The following is a 15,532-nucleotide window of genomic DNA, read 5'->3' on the forward strand; positions in this document are numbered from 1 at the left end:
GACAGCGGAAATGACCGTACCCGCACCTTTGCGCGTGATGAGCATGCACTGGCGTCCGTTACCCAATCGGCAACCGAACGTTAGGGATCGCACGTGTCAAATTCACTCGACAGTTTCAATTGCCGCAGAACGCTCACCGTGGGCGGCAAGGATTACACCTATTTCAATCTCGCCGAAGCCGAAAAGAACGGGCTCGAGGGCGTAAGCCGCCTGCCCTTCTCGATGAAGGTTCTGCTTGAGAACCTGCTTCGCAACGAGGATGGCCGCTCCGTCACCAAGGACGCCATCTCCGCCGTGGCGGCGTGGATCAACGACAAGGGCACCGCAGGCGTCGAAATCGCTTATCGTCCGGCGCGCGTGCTGATGCAGGATTTCACCGGCGTTCCCGCGGTTGTCGATCTTGCGGCCATGCGCGACGGGATCGCGGCGCTCGGCGGCGACCCGCAGAAGATCAACCCGCTGGTTCCGGTGGATCTGGTCATCGACCATTCGGTCATCGTCGATGAATTTGGTACGCCGCTGGCTTTCGCACGCAACGTCGAGCTGGAGTACCAGCGCAACGAGGAGCGCTACAAGTTCCTCAAGTGGGGCCAGCAGGCATTCCGCAACTTCCGCGTCGTGCCGCCCGGCACCGGCATCTGCCACCAGGTCAATCTCGAATATCTCGGCCAGGTCGTCTGGACGAAGGAAGAGGACGGCGAAACGACCGCATACCCCGACACCTGCGTCGGCACCGACTCGCATACCACGATGATCAACGGCCTCGGCGTTCTTGGCTGGGGCGTCGGCGGCATCGAGGCCGAGGCCGCAATGCTGGGCCAGCCGGTTTCCATGCTGCTGCCGGAGGTCATCGGCTTCAAGCTCACCGGCAAGCTCAAGGAAGGCCTGACGGCCACCGACCTCGTGCTCACCGTAACCCAGATGCTGCGCAAGAAGGGCGTGGTGGGCAAGTTCGTCGAATTCTACGGCCCCGGCCTGTCGAACATGACGCTTGCCGATCGCGCGACCATCGCCAATATGGGTCCGGAATACGGCGCCACCTGCGGCTTCTTCCCCGTCGATGGCGAGACCATCCGCTATCTCACCACCTCCAGCCGCGCCGACGATCGCATCGCACTGGTCGAAGCTTATTCGAAGGCGCAAGGCATGTGGCGTGAGGATGGCATCGAGGATCCGGTCTTCACCGACACGCTGGAACTCGACCTCGGCGAGGTCGTGCCTTCGATGGCCGGCCCGAAGCGCCCCGAAGGCCGCGCGCCGCTTGGCGATATCGCAGCCAACTTCGCCGTCGCGCTCGAGACCGAGTACAAGAAGACCATCGATACGGCCAAACGCTATGCAGTCGAAGGTGAGAGCTTCGATCTCGGCCACGGCGACGTCGCGATTGCCGCGATCACCTCATGCACCAACACATCGAACCCGTCGGTCCTGATCGGTGCCGGGCTTCTGGCGCGCAACGCCAACAGGCTCGGCCTCAAGCAGAAGCCCTGGGTCAAGACCTCGCTTGCCCCCGGTTCGCAGGTCGTCGCCGAATATCTGGAAAAGTCCGGCCTTCAGGTCGAACTCGACAAGATCGGATTCAACCTCGTCGGCTTCGGCTGCACAACCTGCATCGGCAATTCCGGTCCGCTACCAGCCCCGATCTCCAAGACCATCAACGACAAGGGCCTGATCGCGGCAGCCGTGCTGTCCGGCAACCGCAATTTCGAAGGTCGCGTATCGCCCGACGTGCAGGCGAACTACCTCGCCTCGCCGCCGCTGGTCGTCGCCTATGCGCTGGCCGGTACAGTGACCCGGGACCTGACCACCGAACCGCTGGGCGAAACGCCTGACGGCAAGCCGGTCTATCTCAAGGACATCTGGCCGACCACACAGGAAATCCAGGAGTTCATCGAGAAGTACGTCACCCGCGAGATCTTCGCCAGGAAGTATGCGGACGTCTTCAAGGGCGACGAAAACTGGCAGGCGGTGCAGGCCCCGTCGGGCCAGACCTACACCTGGGACGACAAGTCGACCTATGTGCAGAACCCGCCTTACTTCGTGGGCATGGGCCGCTCGGCCAGCGGCGTGGCACCCATCCAGGGTGCACGCATCCTCGGCCTGTTCGGCGACAAGATCACGACAGACCACATCTCGCCTGCCGGCTCGATCAAGGCGGCATCACCCGCTGGCGCCTATCTGACTGACAACGGCGTGGCCGTTGCCGACTTCAACCAGTACGGCACGCGGCGCGGCAACCATGAGGTGATGATGCGCGGCACCTTCGCCAACATCCGCATCCGCAACCACATGCTGGGCGAGAACGGCAAGGAAGGCGGCTACACGATCCACTATCCGTCCAAGGAAGAGATGTCGATCTACGACGCGGCCATGCGGTACAAGGCCGAGGGCGTGCCGCTGGTCATCTTCGCCGGCGTCGAATACGGCAACGGTTCGTCGCGCGACTGGGCGGCCAAGGGCACGAACCTCCTCGGCGTTCGCGCGGTCATCGCCCAGTCCTTCGAGCGCATCCACCGCTCCAATCTCGTCGGCATGGGCATCGTTCCCTACACGCTCGAGGAAGGCACCACCTGGGCTTCGCTCGGGCTGAAGGGCGACGAGACCGTCACGATCGACGGCATCGACACCATCACGCCGCGGCAGAAGATGGTGGCGAAGGTCGCTTACGCCGACGGTTCGGTAAAGGATGTTCCGATCCTCTGCCGCATCGATACGCTGGACGAACTCGACTACTTCAAGAACGGCGGCATCCTGCAATACGTCCTCCGCGACCTCGCCGCGTAAGGTCGCCGCAAAGCACGAAATCGAAGGCCGCCGGCGCAATCACGCCGGCGGCCTTTCTTTGACTGGCAGCCAATCGCCAGCCGGCCGCTCTTGAGTCCAAAAATCCACGCTCCGCAGGCCTGCAAAGGCGCCGATGCTGAGCTTCGAAGCGTCAAACCTCGCACTGGACGCTCGAAATTGGTGTTTGGCCTAAATTTTTCACCGCAACGTGACTTTCCGTTGAGCTTGGGCCTGCCTAATGTGCGCGCATCAAGACGGGTCCTTCGGGCCCGGTGAGGACATTCGGACAAGATCGTTGGGCGTGAACCTCCTGAAGCTGGCGACGGCTCTGCTTATCCTTGTATTGCCCTGGGGCGCGACAGCCGCGGAGCATGTCAAGCGGCCCGTGGCAGTCGTCGAGCTCTTCACAAGCCAGGGCTGCACATCCTGCCCGCCGGCCGACGAGATGCTGAGCGAGTTGGCCGCGAGCGGCGATGTCGTGGCCCTTGCTTATCACGTCGACTACTGGGACTACCTCGGCTGGCGCGACACGCTGGCGAGCCCCGATAACACCGCGCGGCAGCAGGAGTACAGCCGCAGCTTCGGCAACCGCTCGGTATACACGCCCCAGGCGGTCGTGAACGGCCGCCAGCAGATGAACGGAGCCAAGCACTACAAGGTTCACGCAGCGATCGACCGCATGAAAGGCACGCGGGAAGGCCTCGTCATCGACGTGGACGTTTCCTACAGTGGTGACTCCGTGGTGATCGAGACCGGAGCAGCGGAGCGTAAGGTCGATAACGCCCATGTAGTGCTGGTGTATTTCAATTCGGCTACCGAGGTCGAGATCACCCGCGGCGAGAACAAGGGGCGCAGCTTCACCTACTGGAACGCCGTGGCGGGCTTCCACACCGCAGGCATGTGGCATGGCAGCAAGGCGCGCTTCGAGCTTCCAATGAGCGAGATCGCCAAGAAAGGCGCCGGCGGTTGCGCTGTGCTGGTGCAGGAAAGGCGGGAGGGCGGCCTGCCGGGCGCGATCCTCGGGGCAGCCATCATCACCCGTCCACAAAACTGGTAAGGTCGCCAGCCCCACAAAAACAAAAACCGGCACTGAAGTCAGCACCGGTGATTGCTTTGGGATCGTCGTACCGTCGATGATCCGGTTGGACCTGGAGTTGGTTCGATCCGACCTTGCCCCGTGGGCGGGGGGCTTGGGGTTACAGGGCCTTGCCGGACCGAACCGTCTCAGGCAACAGGGGGATGGTCGCGGCACATTGGGGCGCGAGATTGGATAAAAGACGGCCAAAATATGGCGGATCATCACCAATGGCGACACGCTGTGGCTCTTTGTGATCGTTCGTGAGGAAACGTAGCGTCGCCGCACCGCAACCGGTGGTAGATCCGCATATAGACGACCCGTCAGGGGCTTGCATTTCAGCGCCGGAAGGACGACCTTTCTTCAGTCGTAGAACTGTCACGAAAGGCCACTGCATGACCGATCACGGCGCGGGCGCGGAGGATAGGGACGACTCCGCAATACTGATCCCGCTGCACGAGGCAAGGCGTGTCCGGGAGAATCTGCCTGTAACGTTCCATCGGCGCGAGCTCGACGAAATCCTCAAAATTTATAGCGTGATGGTCGGTGCCGGCGAATGGCGCGACTATGCGATCGACCACATGCGCGACCGCGCGGTATTTTCGGTATTCCGGCGCACCAGCGAAGTGCCGCTCTTTCAGATCGTCAAGACGCCGGCTCTCGCGCGAAAGCAGGGCGCATTCTCCGTCATAGCCGCAAGCGGTCTTATCATGAAACGCGGCCACGACCTCGCCCGCGTGCTCACCGTCTTCGACAAGTCTCTCAAGGTCGTGCGTGCGTAGCGCCTTACCGCTGGGCATCAGGCAAGCTTGAAAGATCGAGCGGGTATACCACGAGCCCCCCGCCGACCTCGCCGATATACGCCTCGATGTTATAGACGTCGCGCAACCGCGCTTGCGTCAGCACCTCGGCAGGGGTGCCGTCCGCCACGATTCTGCCGGCATCCAGCAGCACCAGCCGAGTGCACCAGCGCGCCGCCAGGCCCAGATCGTGAAGGCATGCGACGACACTGGCGCCTTCCCGCGCGAGCGCTGCGAAGACCCGCATCAGCGCAATCTGATGCAAAGGGTCCAGACCGGCGGTAGGCTCATCCGCCAGCATCAGCGGCGCTTCCTGCGCCAGCGCGCGGGCGATTAGCACGCGAGCTTTCTCACCCCCGGACAATTCGGTTGCAGGCCGTGCCGCAAATTCGGCAACGTCCATGCGCTGCATGGCGCGCAGAACTGCTGCGTTGTCGCGTTCGCCTAGGCCGGCAAAGGCCGGCATATGCGGCGAGCGACCCAGCCCTACAAGCCGCTCGGCAGTAACCGGCCATGCGATCTCGCGTTCCTGCGGCAGATAGGAGACGATCTTCGCTCGCGCCGTCGCGCTCAGGTTTAAGGCCGGCGTTCCACCGATGTCGATTTCTCCCGAAGACGGCGTCAAACCGAGCACCGCCCGAAGAAGCGTCGACTTGCCTGCGCCGTTTGGCCCGATCAGGCCGACGAACTCTCCTTCGCGGATGGAAAGATCGACGCCATCCAGCACCGCCTTGCCACCGAGCCGAGCCGAAACGTCGCTGAGACGAAGCAGGCTCACAGCATCTGCCTCCGCGTCCGCCAGATCAGCCACAGGAAGAACGGCGCGCCGACGATTGCCGTCAGCACACCCAGCTTGAGATCCCGGCCGGGCGCGATAAGCCGTACCAGCACATCGGCGGCCAGCAGCACGGATGCTCCGCCGAGCGCACTGGCCGGTAGCAGCCGCGAAGGCACAGAACCCACCAGCGGGCGCAGGAGGTGCGGAACGACCAGCCCGACGAAGCCGATCGCGCCGGCAACCGCAGTTGCTCCGCCCACCGAAGCGGCGGTACCGGTGATGGCCAGAAACTGCACCCTGCGCATGTCTATCCCGATGCTGGAGGCGGCGTCCGCGCCCAGCGTCAGTACGTCGAGCGGCCGGGCCAGCATCGCCAGCATCACCCATCCGGCAACCATGAAGGGGCCCGACAGCCACAGATGCGTCATCGACCTGTCGGCAAGCGAGCCGAGCATCCAGAACACGATCTCCAGCGCTGCGAAAGGGTTGGAAGAAAGGTTCAATGCGAGCGAGGTCATCGCTCCGGCAAAGGCGGAGATAGCCACACCGGCCAGGATGATCGTCAGCGTGCCGCCGCGTTCTCCCGCCATTGCGCGTACGAGCAATACGGCAATGACAGCGCCTGCGAGTGCGGCAAGCGGGAGGCCGAGCGCAAATGTGGCCGACAACCCCGTGTAAATGGCCAGCACCGCGCCGAGCGACGCCGAAGCGCTGATGCCTAAAAGTCCGGGTTCGGCCAACGGGTTGCGCAGGTAGCCTTGCAGCACTGCGCCCGAAAGGCCGAGTGTCGCGCCGATCATCAGGCCCAGAACGGCGCGCGGCAGGCGTATCTCACGCATCACCAGCGACATGAGGTCCCCCTCATCGACAAACAGCGCAGCCAGGCTCTGCCGGAAACCCGCCTCGGCTGGCCCCGTCGTCAGCGAGGCGATGAAAAGCGATAGCGTGAGAACGGCCAGAGCCAGCAAAACCGCCGCATATCGGGCTTGCTCGCTCATTGCTCGGCAACCTCGCCGGCAGCCTGCCTGAGCATTCTGGCAGCCTCCAGTGTGAACGGCGCACCGCATATCCAGTAGCGGTCCGGTATGCGCACCAGCCGATCGCCGGACGCGATCGCCCTGAAAGCCGGGTGCTGGAAATTCTCCTGCGCGAGGGCCGGTTTCTCGTAGTGCTGCTCACCGAGAACCACGATGTCGGGATCGGCAAGCACGAGCTGCTCCAGTGGAATCCGCTGCACGCCTGCAATGCCGAGCTTGTCGGTGATGTTGGTGAGCCCCGCCGCCTCGATCACGGCATGCGACAACGACCCCTCGCCCGACGTGTAGCTGTTTGCGGAATAGACGGCGACCGAGAGGTTCGCCACAGGCTCTCGCAAAAGGTCGTCCAGCCCGGCTTCGAGCTCCGCAACCAGTTCTTCGGCGCGTTCCTGCCTGCCAAGCAACTGTCCCATGCGCCGGATGCTGTCCCGAATGCCCTCGAAAGTGCTTTCTGGCGGAAACTGCTCGACCCGGAACCCAAGCCGGCGCAGCATCTCGACTGCCGGCTGCGCCGTAAAGGTGCCTGCAAGAACGAGATCGGGCCCCATCAGGAATACTTCCTCGCCCATGCCGTGATTGACGACGTAGCGTCCAGCCTCGTCCGCCAGAACCGAAATCCCCGGATCGGCGGCGAGATTCGAGACGGAATGAAGCTGCCCCTCGCCCGCCACCAGCATGGCGAGTTGATCCGTGCAAACGTTCATGGACACGACGCGCTTCGGCGCCGTTTCGCCCGATGCAAACACATCCGTCGCGCCGCAGAAACCGGTCAAAGCGACAATCAAACCGGCAATGCGGGCGACGGACAACTTTTCTTTTTCCTAGAAGAGACGCGTGAAGCTCAGATTGATGGTCCGGCCGGGCGCGCGATAGTCGGTTTGCGTCGAGTATTCTTCATCGAACAGGTTCTCGACGGCGAACTTCAGGCTGGACTGGTCATCGAAGCGATAGTCGGCCGAAACATCCACTGTCACATAGTCGGGCAGCCGTGCCGTATTGGCGACGTTGGAATGCCGCGACGAGCCGTAGAGCACCTTCGCCGTTACGTCGAGCTTTTCGGTCGCCGCGAAAGTGACCTCCGCCGCCGCCTTGAACCGATCCCGGTTGGGAATGTAGAGGCCCGTATCGAGGTTGATCGGCTCGCGCACGTCGATCGAGGCCTTGGCCGACCAACGGGCATCGAAGGCATGCGCCACCGAAGCCTCGAAACCCCTGATCCTCGCCCGTCCGATGTTCATCGGCGTGAAGGTGGAATCGAGCGTTATCAGATCGCGAAGGTTGCTCTGGTAGACGGCAAAATCGATGGTCGTATCGACGGTCGGGCTCCACGTCAGGCCCACCTCGTAGGTCTGCGACTTCTCGGGACGCAGGTTCGGGTTCGAGAAGCCCGGATAGTAGAGGTCGTTGAAGGTCGGCGCGCGGAAGCCCGTTCCGTAGGACGCACGCGCGACGAGATCCGGCACGATCTCGTAGCTGGCGCCCAGATTGTAGGTCGTCGCACTGCCGAACTGCTCGTTGTAGTCGTGACGGATGCCGCTGTCGAAAGTCAGGGCGCCGAGTTCCGCCGAATACTGCGCGAAACCGGCAGCAAGCGTTCTCGACGTCACCGGAAAAATGACCGGGCCGAAGCTATCTACGCTTACGTCGATGCTCTCGCGATAGGCTTCTACGCCGCCAAGCAGGGTATGGGTTGCGGCGTCCGTCTCGAAGGTCTTCTCCGTCGAGGCGAACACGCCGTAGCGCACGGTGTCGAACTGGTCGGAGCCAGGCAGGCCATCGCGGAAATTCTCGCTCAGATCGATGCCGCTGGAGAGCTCGACCCGGGTGTTCCAGTCATGCGCATGGTCGATCCGCGCGCCGATCTTGCCGGCGAAGGTGGTGCTATCCACCTCGTTGTACTCGAACGAATTGGCGTCGTACTGCGAGCGCGAACGTGAAAAGAGGCCGTCGGCGTAAATGCGCCCCCAGTCGAAGTCCCTGCCGACCGAGAAGTTCAGTGAGCCCTGCATGAAACCGTCATCGTCGGGCTCGTAGCCCCATGCGGTCGGGTAGGTGAAGTTGTAGCCTCTGGTTCCCAGAAGGCTGCCGCCGACGGCATAGTCCAGCCCGCCGGTCTGCCCCCGCACGTCCGCAGAGAGATGCGCGCCCCAAGGATGCGTGACACCCGTCGTTACGCTGCCGCAGAAGTCGCGCCCGTCGCCGCAGCTTCCGCCCTGCTTGGTAATGATGTTGATGACGCCGCCCATTGCGTCGGCGCCATACTGGGCCGAATGGGGCCCCTTTGCGATCTCGATCCGCTCGATCGCGGACAACGGAATGGCAAACAGCGTGCTCGTTCCACTGGTCGCCGCGGCGGTGCGCACGCCGTTGACCAGAACCAGCGTCTGCGTGGATGACATGCCGCGAAGCTGGACGTTCGAGGTTGACCCCTGCCCGCCATAGGTGGTCACCGAAACTCCGGTATAGCGCTTCAGGAGCGAGGGCAGGTCGGGCGCGGCCGAACGTGCAATCTCCTCTTCCTCGATCACGGTGACGGATGATGTCGAACGCACCAGCGGCGTCTCGCGCCGCAGCGGTGTCGTCACCACGATCGTCTCGAGCAGAGTTGCGCCGCTATCGGCGTTGTCAGGCGCCTGCGCGTGTGCCCCGCCGCCTGCCGCGAGCGCCAATACGCTTGCCGAAAGAATAAGTCTGTTCATGTCGGTCCCCAACTTCCAGAATGGAAGCGCCATGCGCCCCGGTTGCATCAGACCGCAGGCGTTCATGGCTGGGGGCAGTGATGGCGGATGCACATCGATCGCCCGGCCGTTTCCGGCATGCGGTAGCTTCTCGATGTCACCGCGACGGACGACCGCGCCTGGACACACCCCGTATCCTGGCATGGGTGACCGGAACGGGCAGGTCTCCTGGCTTCCGTGTCATCGCCTTGGTTCTTCCGCCTTCCCGACCTTGTTGGGGTCAGTGGCGTCCGGAAGATGGCTCAACGGTTACAGTTGCGGGGGCAGCCGCGGCATCAGCCCGAAGGCCTCACCGCGTTCCCATTTTCATCCACCTTGCGGCGGAACCTGTTCCGATATCGGTGCTAGCGCTTGTTCACGCTCGCGTCAACGCGCTTGGACGGCTGTGCCGGAAACTGAACGTCAACCCCGGCTGTTGCGGTGCGACAGCGCCTTCTCCCAGGCGAGCGCGTCGCCCACGATCCCGTCGAGATTGTCGTGGGCGGGTTTCCAGCCGAGTTCCGAGCGCGCCAGTGTCGAGTCTGCCACGACGGCTGCGGCATCACCCGGCCGGCGCGGACCCATCGCGACGTTGAAGTCGCTGCCGAAGACCCGGCGAACCGAATCGAGCACCTCGAGCACCGAATAGCCGTGGTTGTAGCCGCAATTGGCGACAAGATTGCCACCGCCGGCACGCAGCCGCTGAAGCGCCAGCAGATGAACGTTTGCGAGGTCCGACACATGAATGTAGTCGCGTACGCAGGTGCCGTCGGGGGTGGGATAGTCGTCGCCGAAAACCGTCAGCGAGGCTCGCTTGCCCAAGGCCGTCTCGCTTGCCACCTTGATGAGATGCGTCGCGCCCGGGGTGGACTGGCCGGTGCGGCCGCGCGGGTCTGCGCCGGCCACGTTGAAGTAGCGCAGCGCGGTGTAGGTGAAATCGTGCGCCGCGGCGGCGTCGCGCAGCATCAGCTCGCTCATCAGCTTGGATGTGCCATAGGGCGATTCCGGCAGGAGCGGCGCCGTTTCCTGCACCGGGTCTATTCCGGCCGCGCCATAGACGGCGGCCGTGGAGGAGAAGATGAAATGCCGGACCGACCCCTTGACGGCGGCTTCCAGCAGCGTGCGTGTCTTGCAGGTGTTGTTGGAGTAGTAGCCGAGCGGGTCGGCCACCGACTCTGGCACCACGATTGAGCCGGCGAAGTGGATGATCGCGTCCACCGAATGCTTCTCGATTAGCGAGCCCACCAGTTCGGCATCGCCTATGTCGCCCACCACCAGTCTTGCCTCCGGCGCGACCGCCCATTCGAAGCCGGTAGAGAGCCGGTCCAGCACGACCACGTCCTCGCCCGCATCCAGCAGGGCCCACACCATGTGGCTGCCGATATAGCCGGCCCCGCCTGTCACCAAGACTGCCATTCGTCAAACCCTCGCCATTCAAGGAACCGGTTCTACCGCACCGCACAATGCGCAACCGCAACTCTTATGGCAACTGCCGATTTCAGGCCGGTTAACGCAGGGTGATGGGCGTCAAAAGCCGCTGACGCGCGGCAGCCATGTCGATAGCGCCGGCACGAAGGTCAGCAGCGCGAGAACCACGAGATGTGCGATGAAGAAGGGCGGCATTTCCCTCACAAGATCGGTCACCCTGATCTTCACTGTAGATGAGACGACGAAGAGCAGGCTTCCCACAGGCGGCGTGATGAGCCCCAGTGTCAGGTTTACGATAACAACGATCGCGAAGTGCACAGGGTCGATGCCGAGCGAGTGGGCGATCGGCGCCAGTATGGGAACCAGCACCATCACTCCCGGTAGCGGGTCCATGAACAGGCCGAAGACCAGCAGCAGGAGGTTCACGGCAAGCAGGAAGACGATCGGGCTGAGTTCCCAGCCGCCGATGGTGGCCGCAAGCGTCTGCGGCACGCTCTGTATGATGAGAACCCATGCGAAGGCGCGCGCCGCCGCGAGTATCAGCAGCACCGCCACGCTGACGAGTGCGGCGCGATAGACGATCTCGGGCAGGTCGCGCAGCTTGAGCGATCGGTAGACGAACATGCCGCAGACGAGGGCGTAGAACACCGCCACCACGGACGCTTCGGTGGGCGTGAAGATGCCTGCCCTGATGCCGCCGATGATGATGACTATCAGCATCAGCGCGGGTATCGCATGCAACGTGGTACGCATCATTTCGCCCGGCGAAGGCCGCGGTTCGGCGCTGCGATAGCCGCGCTGGCGGCAGACATACCAGTTAGCCGCACACAGCATCGCGGCCATCATCAGGCCCGGCACAATGCCGGCCATGAACAGGGCACCCACGGACACGCGATCCACCTGCATCGCATAGAGGATCATGATGATCGACGGCGGGATGATCGGCCCGATCACCGCACTCGACGCCGTAAGCGCGGCGGCGTACGGCCTGTCGTAGCCGCCCTTCTCCATCATCCGCACCATCATCGCGCCTGGACCGGCCGCGTCGGCCAGCGCCGACCCCGAAATGCCCGCGAACATGGTGGACGACAGCACGTTGGCGTAGCCAAGCCCGCCGCGCAGGTGGCCGACGAACTGGGAGGCGAAGCGCAGCAGGATATGCGTCATCGCGCCGCCGGTCATCAGTTCGGCCGCCAGCACGAAGAATGGCACGGCCATGAGCGGAAAGGAATCCAGCCCGGAGAACATCTCCTTGACGACGACGATCAGCGGATAGCTTGAGCCGAAATAGACCGCCAGCGCGGCCGATATGGCCATCGCGAACGCCACCGGCACGCCAATGACGAGCAGGACGAAGAATGCACCGAAGAGGATAGCGGTCATCGTTTCCCCACCGCTCCCGCGGTCGCGCCGGTGCGGCTCATCCCGCCACCGCCTGCTTGTCCATGGCCTGAGCATCGCTGTCGGGCATGGTGCCACGCACATAGTGCTTCGCGATCAACAGCAAGTGGGCGACCAGCAGCACGAAGCCTATCGGCATGGCCGCGTAGACATAGCTGAAGGGTATGCGTGTCGCCGGGGTCATCTGGCGCCCCATCCGCAACATGTAGTCGTGGCCGATCCAGATCATCACGACGAAGAAGCCGAGAAGGAGGACCGCGATCAGCAGGCGCACCGCGCGCTGCATCCGCTGGCCCAACGCATCCTGCAAATTCGTAATGGCGACATGTCCGCCGAAGCGGAGCACCAGCCCGGCGCCCAGAAAGGTCAGCCATATCATCAGGTACCGCGCCACCTCTTCGGCCCAGACGATGGAAAAGTTGCTCAGATATCGCAAGGAGACGTTGGCGAAGACGATCACCGACATGGCGGCAAGAAGCAGCACCAGAACCCATTTGTTGAGTTCCACGAACCAGCGCTCGAAGGTCTTCATGAACCCGTCCCCGAAACGCCGGCGCGGCAAGACCGCGCCGGCAGGTCCCATCATCCCGACCGACTATTCGGTCGCGATGATCTGGTCGACCAGTTCCTTGTCATAGGTACCGTAGTACTGCTCGTACGCGGAACCCAGCGCTTCCTGGAACGCGGCCTTCTGCTCGGTCGAGAGTTCGCCCACTTCCATTCCGGCCTCACGAAGCTGGGCCACGCCGGAGGTCTCTACGTTGTCGACGAAACCGCGCATGGCAACAGCGGCTTCGCTGGCCGCCTTGCGGAACAGTTCCTGGTCTTCCGCCGACATGCCGTCCCAGAGCTGCTGCGAGACGAGCAGCATGGCCGGCGAATAGACGTGGCCGGACACGGTCAGGTACTTCTGAACCTCGGAAAGATTGGCCGACGTGATGACGGAAAGCGGGTTTTCCTGTCCGTCGATCGTGCCCTGCTGCAGCGCGCCGATAACCTCCGGCCATGCCATCGGCGTGGGAGCAGCACCCAGCGTCTCGAAGGCGGTGATGTGGATCGGGTTTTCCATCGTGCGCAGCTTCAGGCCGGCAACATCGGCAGGCCCGGCAATAGCGTTGCGGTTGTTGGTGATGTGGCGGAAGCCCTGCTCACCCCATGCCAGCGCCACGAGCCCCGCATCGTCGAACTTCGCAAGGATGTCCTGTCCGATGGGGCCATCCAGCACCGTGCGCGCGTGGGCGAGGTCACGGAACAGGAACGGGATGTCGAACACGCCGGTTTCGGGAACGAAGTTGGAAAGCGTGCCGGACGACACGATGGTGGCCTCGACGGTACCGAGTTGAAGGCCCTCGATCACTTCGCGCTCGCCGCCCAGTCCAGACGAGGGGAAGTGGCGGAAGGTGAACCGGTCGCCTGCTTCAGCCTCGACGACCTCTTCCCACTTCTCGGCGGCCACACCGTAGTGCGACTCGACGGCCAGCGCGTAGCCGAGCTTCACTTCCTGCTGCGCCTGCGCCACGCCGACAAAGCCTGGTCCGCTCACGGCCAGCGCAATGGCGGCTGCCCCGATATGCTTGGTGAAATGCGTCATCCGTGATTCTCTCCCTGATGTGCAGGCGCGCCTGCAATAGCTGTCGCATGGTGCGAGGTGTCGGCTTATGCCAGCTTCGGACGCCGCGTTCAATCTTTGCGGGTATCGTATCGCGCGGCCTATCGCGCTTGACGAAGGATTTCCGGTTCGGGCGTCAGCGCCGCCTTGAGCCGCTCGATGCTGGCAGGCGTCCACCCTTGCGGCTGCGTTACCTCCATCCACGCATCGACGTAATGTTCCGGCGCATAGGTGTGCCCATGACCGATAGGCGCCGTGGTAGCAAGCGCCATGTCGAGCGCGAGTTGAAGCAGCGTGATGACGGGATACCAGCGCAACTCGTCCGATACGTCCGGTCCGCGCGGTCCAGTCATCCATGCCGGCTCGCGGTAGAAGGCTCCCGGCTCGAAGAACGTCACCGGGTCGCTTGCGTACTGGAGATAGACGATGCGGATCGGTCCCCACTCGGCGCCAGGCGGCTTGGTCATTCCGGTCTGGTTTGCGAAGCGGATCGCCGAGCCATCGCGGAACTGGGGCAACCATGCAGGCGAGCCGGTGTTGCGGCCGGAGGTTGCGGCGCGCCACGTGACGCTGGAAAACGGAGGGCCGCTCCACAACGCCCCGTGAAATGGATCGCCGACCACATCGAAGATGTTGAAGGAGAGGTCCGAGTTCAGCGCTCCGAGGCTCAGCCCGTGCAGATAGAGTCTCGGCCGGCTGTTTTCGGGCAACGCCGTCCAGTATTCGTAGACGGCGGCAAACAGCGCCCTCGATGTCTCGGCCCCGTAGCCCGGTTCGATGAGCAGCGAAAGCCAACTCGTCAGGTAGGAATATTGCACTGCCACGCTGGCGACGTCGCCGCGATGCAGATGTTCCAGCGCGTCGGTTGCCGAGGGGTCGATCCACCCGGTGCCGGTCGGCGTCACAAGCACCAGCAGCGACCGTTCGAAAGCACCGGTGCGCTTGAGTTCCTCCAGGGCAAGCGCAACCCGCGCCTCGACCGTTTCGGCCGAGTTGAGGCCCACGAACACGCGGATCGGCTCCATTGCGTCACCGTCGGACAGCGCGGCGATCTCGTCGCGCGTCGGGCCCGAAGAGACGAACTGGCGCCCGGCGCGGCCGAGCAGTTCCCAGCCGATGAGCGATGCCGCGCTGCCCGTCTTCAGCGGATCGGCGGGCTGTTCCACCCCGCTCTCGATCAGCGCGTCGAACTGCTGGAAGGACGTATCCGCCACCCTCAGCCCGAACCGCAGCAGGACGCCGTCCACCACCGACCAGAAGAACGCGATAGCGATCAGCGCGCCCAATACGTTGGCGACGCGCCGCGGGATGTAGCGGTGGAGATATTGCGAAACCAGATGGAGCGTGAGCTTGAAAAGGCGGGCAAGCATCATGATCGCGATGAATACGGCAAGCGCGATCAGCCCAACCTCCATCGGCCGCGCACCGGCAACCGGTTCGAGGTCCATCAATATGCGGATGGAGTTTTGCCACTCCGACGCGCGCCATAGAAAGAGCAGCGCGGCCGCTATGGTGAAAACCGCTGCCGAAAGCTTGGCGGACAACTCGATCTGGCGCGAGGGCTGCGGCAGTTCCAGGTAAGACCACAGCCAGCGCGCGAACACGCCGATGCCGTAGCCTGCCGCAAACGAGCATCCGGAAAGCACGCCCTGCAGGACGAAGTCGCGCGGGATGAGACTTGGCGTGAGCGAGGCGGCGAAAAACAGCGTCCCTAGCAGCAGCCCGACCGTGCAGAACGATCCGCCAAGGGCGGCCACCCAGCCTAGGATCGTCGCGGGAAGGGTCCGGATACCGGTTTCTCGGGAGCGCATGGAGGTCATTTAGCTGCATCGCAGCACGTTTCAAAGAGGCAAACACCCGCCTCGCACCCTGCCACGCATATGGCCGCGCGAGCGCCAGTCGT

The 15,532-nt window shown here is 63.5% G+C and carries 12 protein-coding genes and 1 riboswitch; of the genes, 3 read left to right on the forward strand and 9 right to left on the reverse strand.

Annotated features, from left to right (window positions below; genetic code table 11):
- Positions 1-93: 93 nt before the first annotated feature.
- The 3 genes from acnA to FY036_RS05835 all read left to right on the forward strand — a co-directional run bounded on the left by acnA (position 94) and on the right by FY036_RS05835 (position 4,641).
- Entirely contained in the window at positions 94-2,784 is a 2,691-nt protein-coding gene (gene acnA / locus FY036_RS05825; protein WP_148913774.1) for an aconitate hydratase AcnA, read from the forward strand.
- Between the two features lie 301 nt (positions 2,785-3,085).
- On the forward strand, positions 3,086-3,841 hold the full coding sequence (locus tag FY036_RS05830) for a DUF1223 domain-containing protein (protein ID WP_235897557.1): 756 nt from the start codon (positions 3,086-3,088) through the stop codon (positions 3,839-3,841).
- 413 nt (positions 3,842-4,254) lie between these two features.
- A complete protein-coding gene (locus FY036_RS05835) occupies positions 4,255-4,641 on the forward strand; it encodes a DUF2794 domain-containing protein (RefSeq protein WP_148913776.1) in 387 nt (128 codons plus the stop codon).
- A 4-nt stretch (positions 4,642-4,645) separates the two neighbouring features.
- On the opposite strand, the gene FY036_RS05840 is transcribed toward FY036_RS05835, so the two are convergent.
- From FY036_RS05840 to FY036_RS05880, 9 genes are all read right to left on the reverse strand, one after another.
- The gene (locus FY036_RS05840; RefSeq protein ID WP_148913777.1) at positions 4,646-5,437 is read right to left on the reverse strand and encodes an ABC transporter ATP-binding protein; all 792 of its coding nucleotides are present in this window, start codon (positions 5,435-5,437) and stop codon (positions 4,646-4,648) included.
- A complete protein-coding gene (locus tag FY036_RS05845; RefSeq protein ID WP_148913778.1) occupies positions 5,434-6,435 on the reverse strand; it encodes a FecCD family ABC transporter permease in 1,002 nt (333 codons plus the stop codon). The genes FY036_RS05840 and FY036_RS05845 overlap by 4 nt, the downstream gene beginning before the upstream one ends.
- Positions 6,432-7,283 carry an ABC transporter substrate-binding protein gene (locus FY036_RS05850; protein WP_148913779.1) on the reverse strand — a complete coding sequence of 284 codons (852 nt, stop codon included), beginning with the start codon at positions 7,281-7,283 and terminating at the stop codon, positions 6,432-6,434. Before FY036_RS05850 ends, FY036_RS05845 begins: the two co-directional genes overlap by 4 nt.
- Before the next feature lie 12 nt (positions 7,284-7,295).
- Complete coding sequence (locus tag FY036_RS05855; protein WP_148913780.1) at positions 7,296-9,173, reverse strand: TonB-dependent receptor domain-containing protein; 1,878 nt, start codon at positions 9,171-9,173, stop codon at positions 7,296-7,298.
- Between the two features lie 180 nt (positions 9,174-9,353).
- Positions 9,354-9,558, reverse strand: a riboswitch (cobalamin riboswitch).
- Positions 9,559-9,614: 56 nt separating this feature from the next.
- The gene (galE, locus tag FY036_RS05860; protein ID WP_148913781.1) at positions 9,615-10,607 is read right to left on the reverse strand and encodes a UDP-glucose 4-epimerase GalE; all 993 of its coding nucleotides are present in this window, start codon (positions 10,605-10,607) and stop codon (positions 9,615-9,617) included.
- A 111-nt stretch (positions 10,608-10,718) separates the two neighbouring features.
- On the reverse strand, positions 10,719-12,002 hold the full coding sequence (locus FY036_RS05865) for a TRAP transporter large permease (protein WP_148913782.1): 1,284 nt from the start codon (positions 12,000-12,002) through the stop codon (positions 10,719-10,721).
- A gap of 37 nt (positions 12,003-12,039) precedes the next feature.
- Positions 12,040-12,552 (reverse strand): TRAP transporter small permease, encoded by a 513-nt coding sequence (locus FY036_RS05870; protein WP_148913783.1) that lies wholly within the window; start codon positions 12,550-12,552, stop codon positions 12,040-12,042.
- A 63-nt stretch (positions 12,553-12,615) separates the two neighbouring features.
- Positions 12,616-13,611, reverse strand: a complete 996-nt coding sequence (locus tag FY036_RS05875) for a TRAP transporter substrate-binding protein (RefSeq protein ID WP_148913784.1) — start codon at positions 13,609-13,611, stop codon at positions 12,616-12,618.
- A 119-nt stretch (positions 13,612-13,730) separates the two neighbouring features.
- Entirely contained in the window at positions 13,731-15,440 is a 1,710-nt protein-coding gene (locus tag FY036_RS05880; RefSeq protein WP_148913869.1) for an alpha/beta hydrolase, read from the reverse strand.
- Between the last annotated feature and the right edge of the window lie 92 nt (positions 15,441-15,532).

Source organism: Neoaquamicrobium microcysteis (assembly GCF_008180155.1).
GTDB lineage: Bacteria > Pseudomonadota > Alphaproteobacteria > Rhizobiales > Rhizobiaceae > Aerobium > Aerobium microcysteis.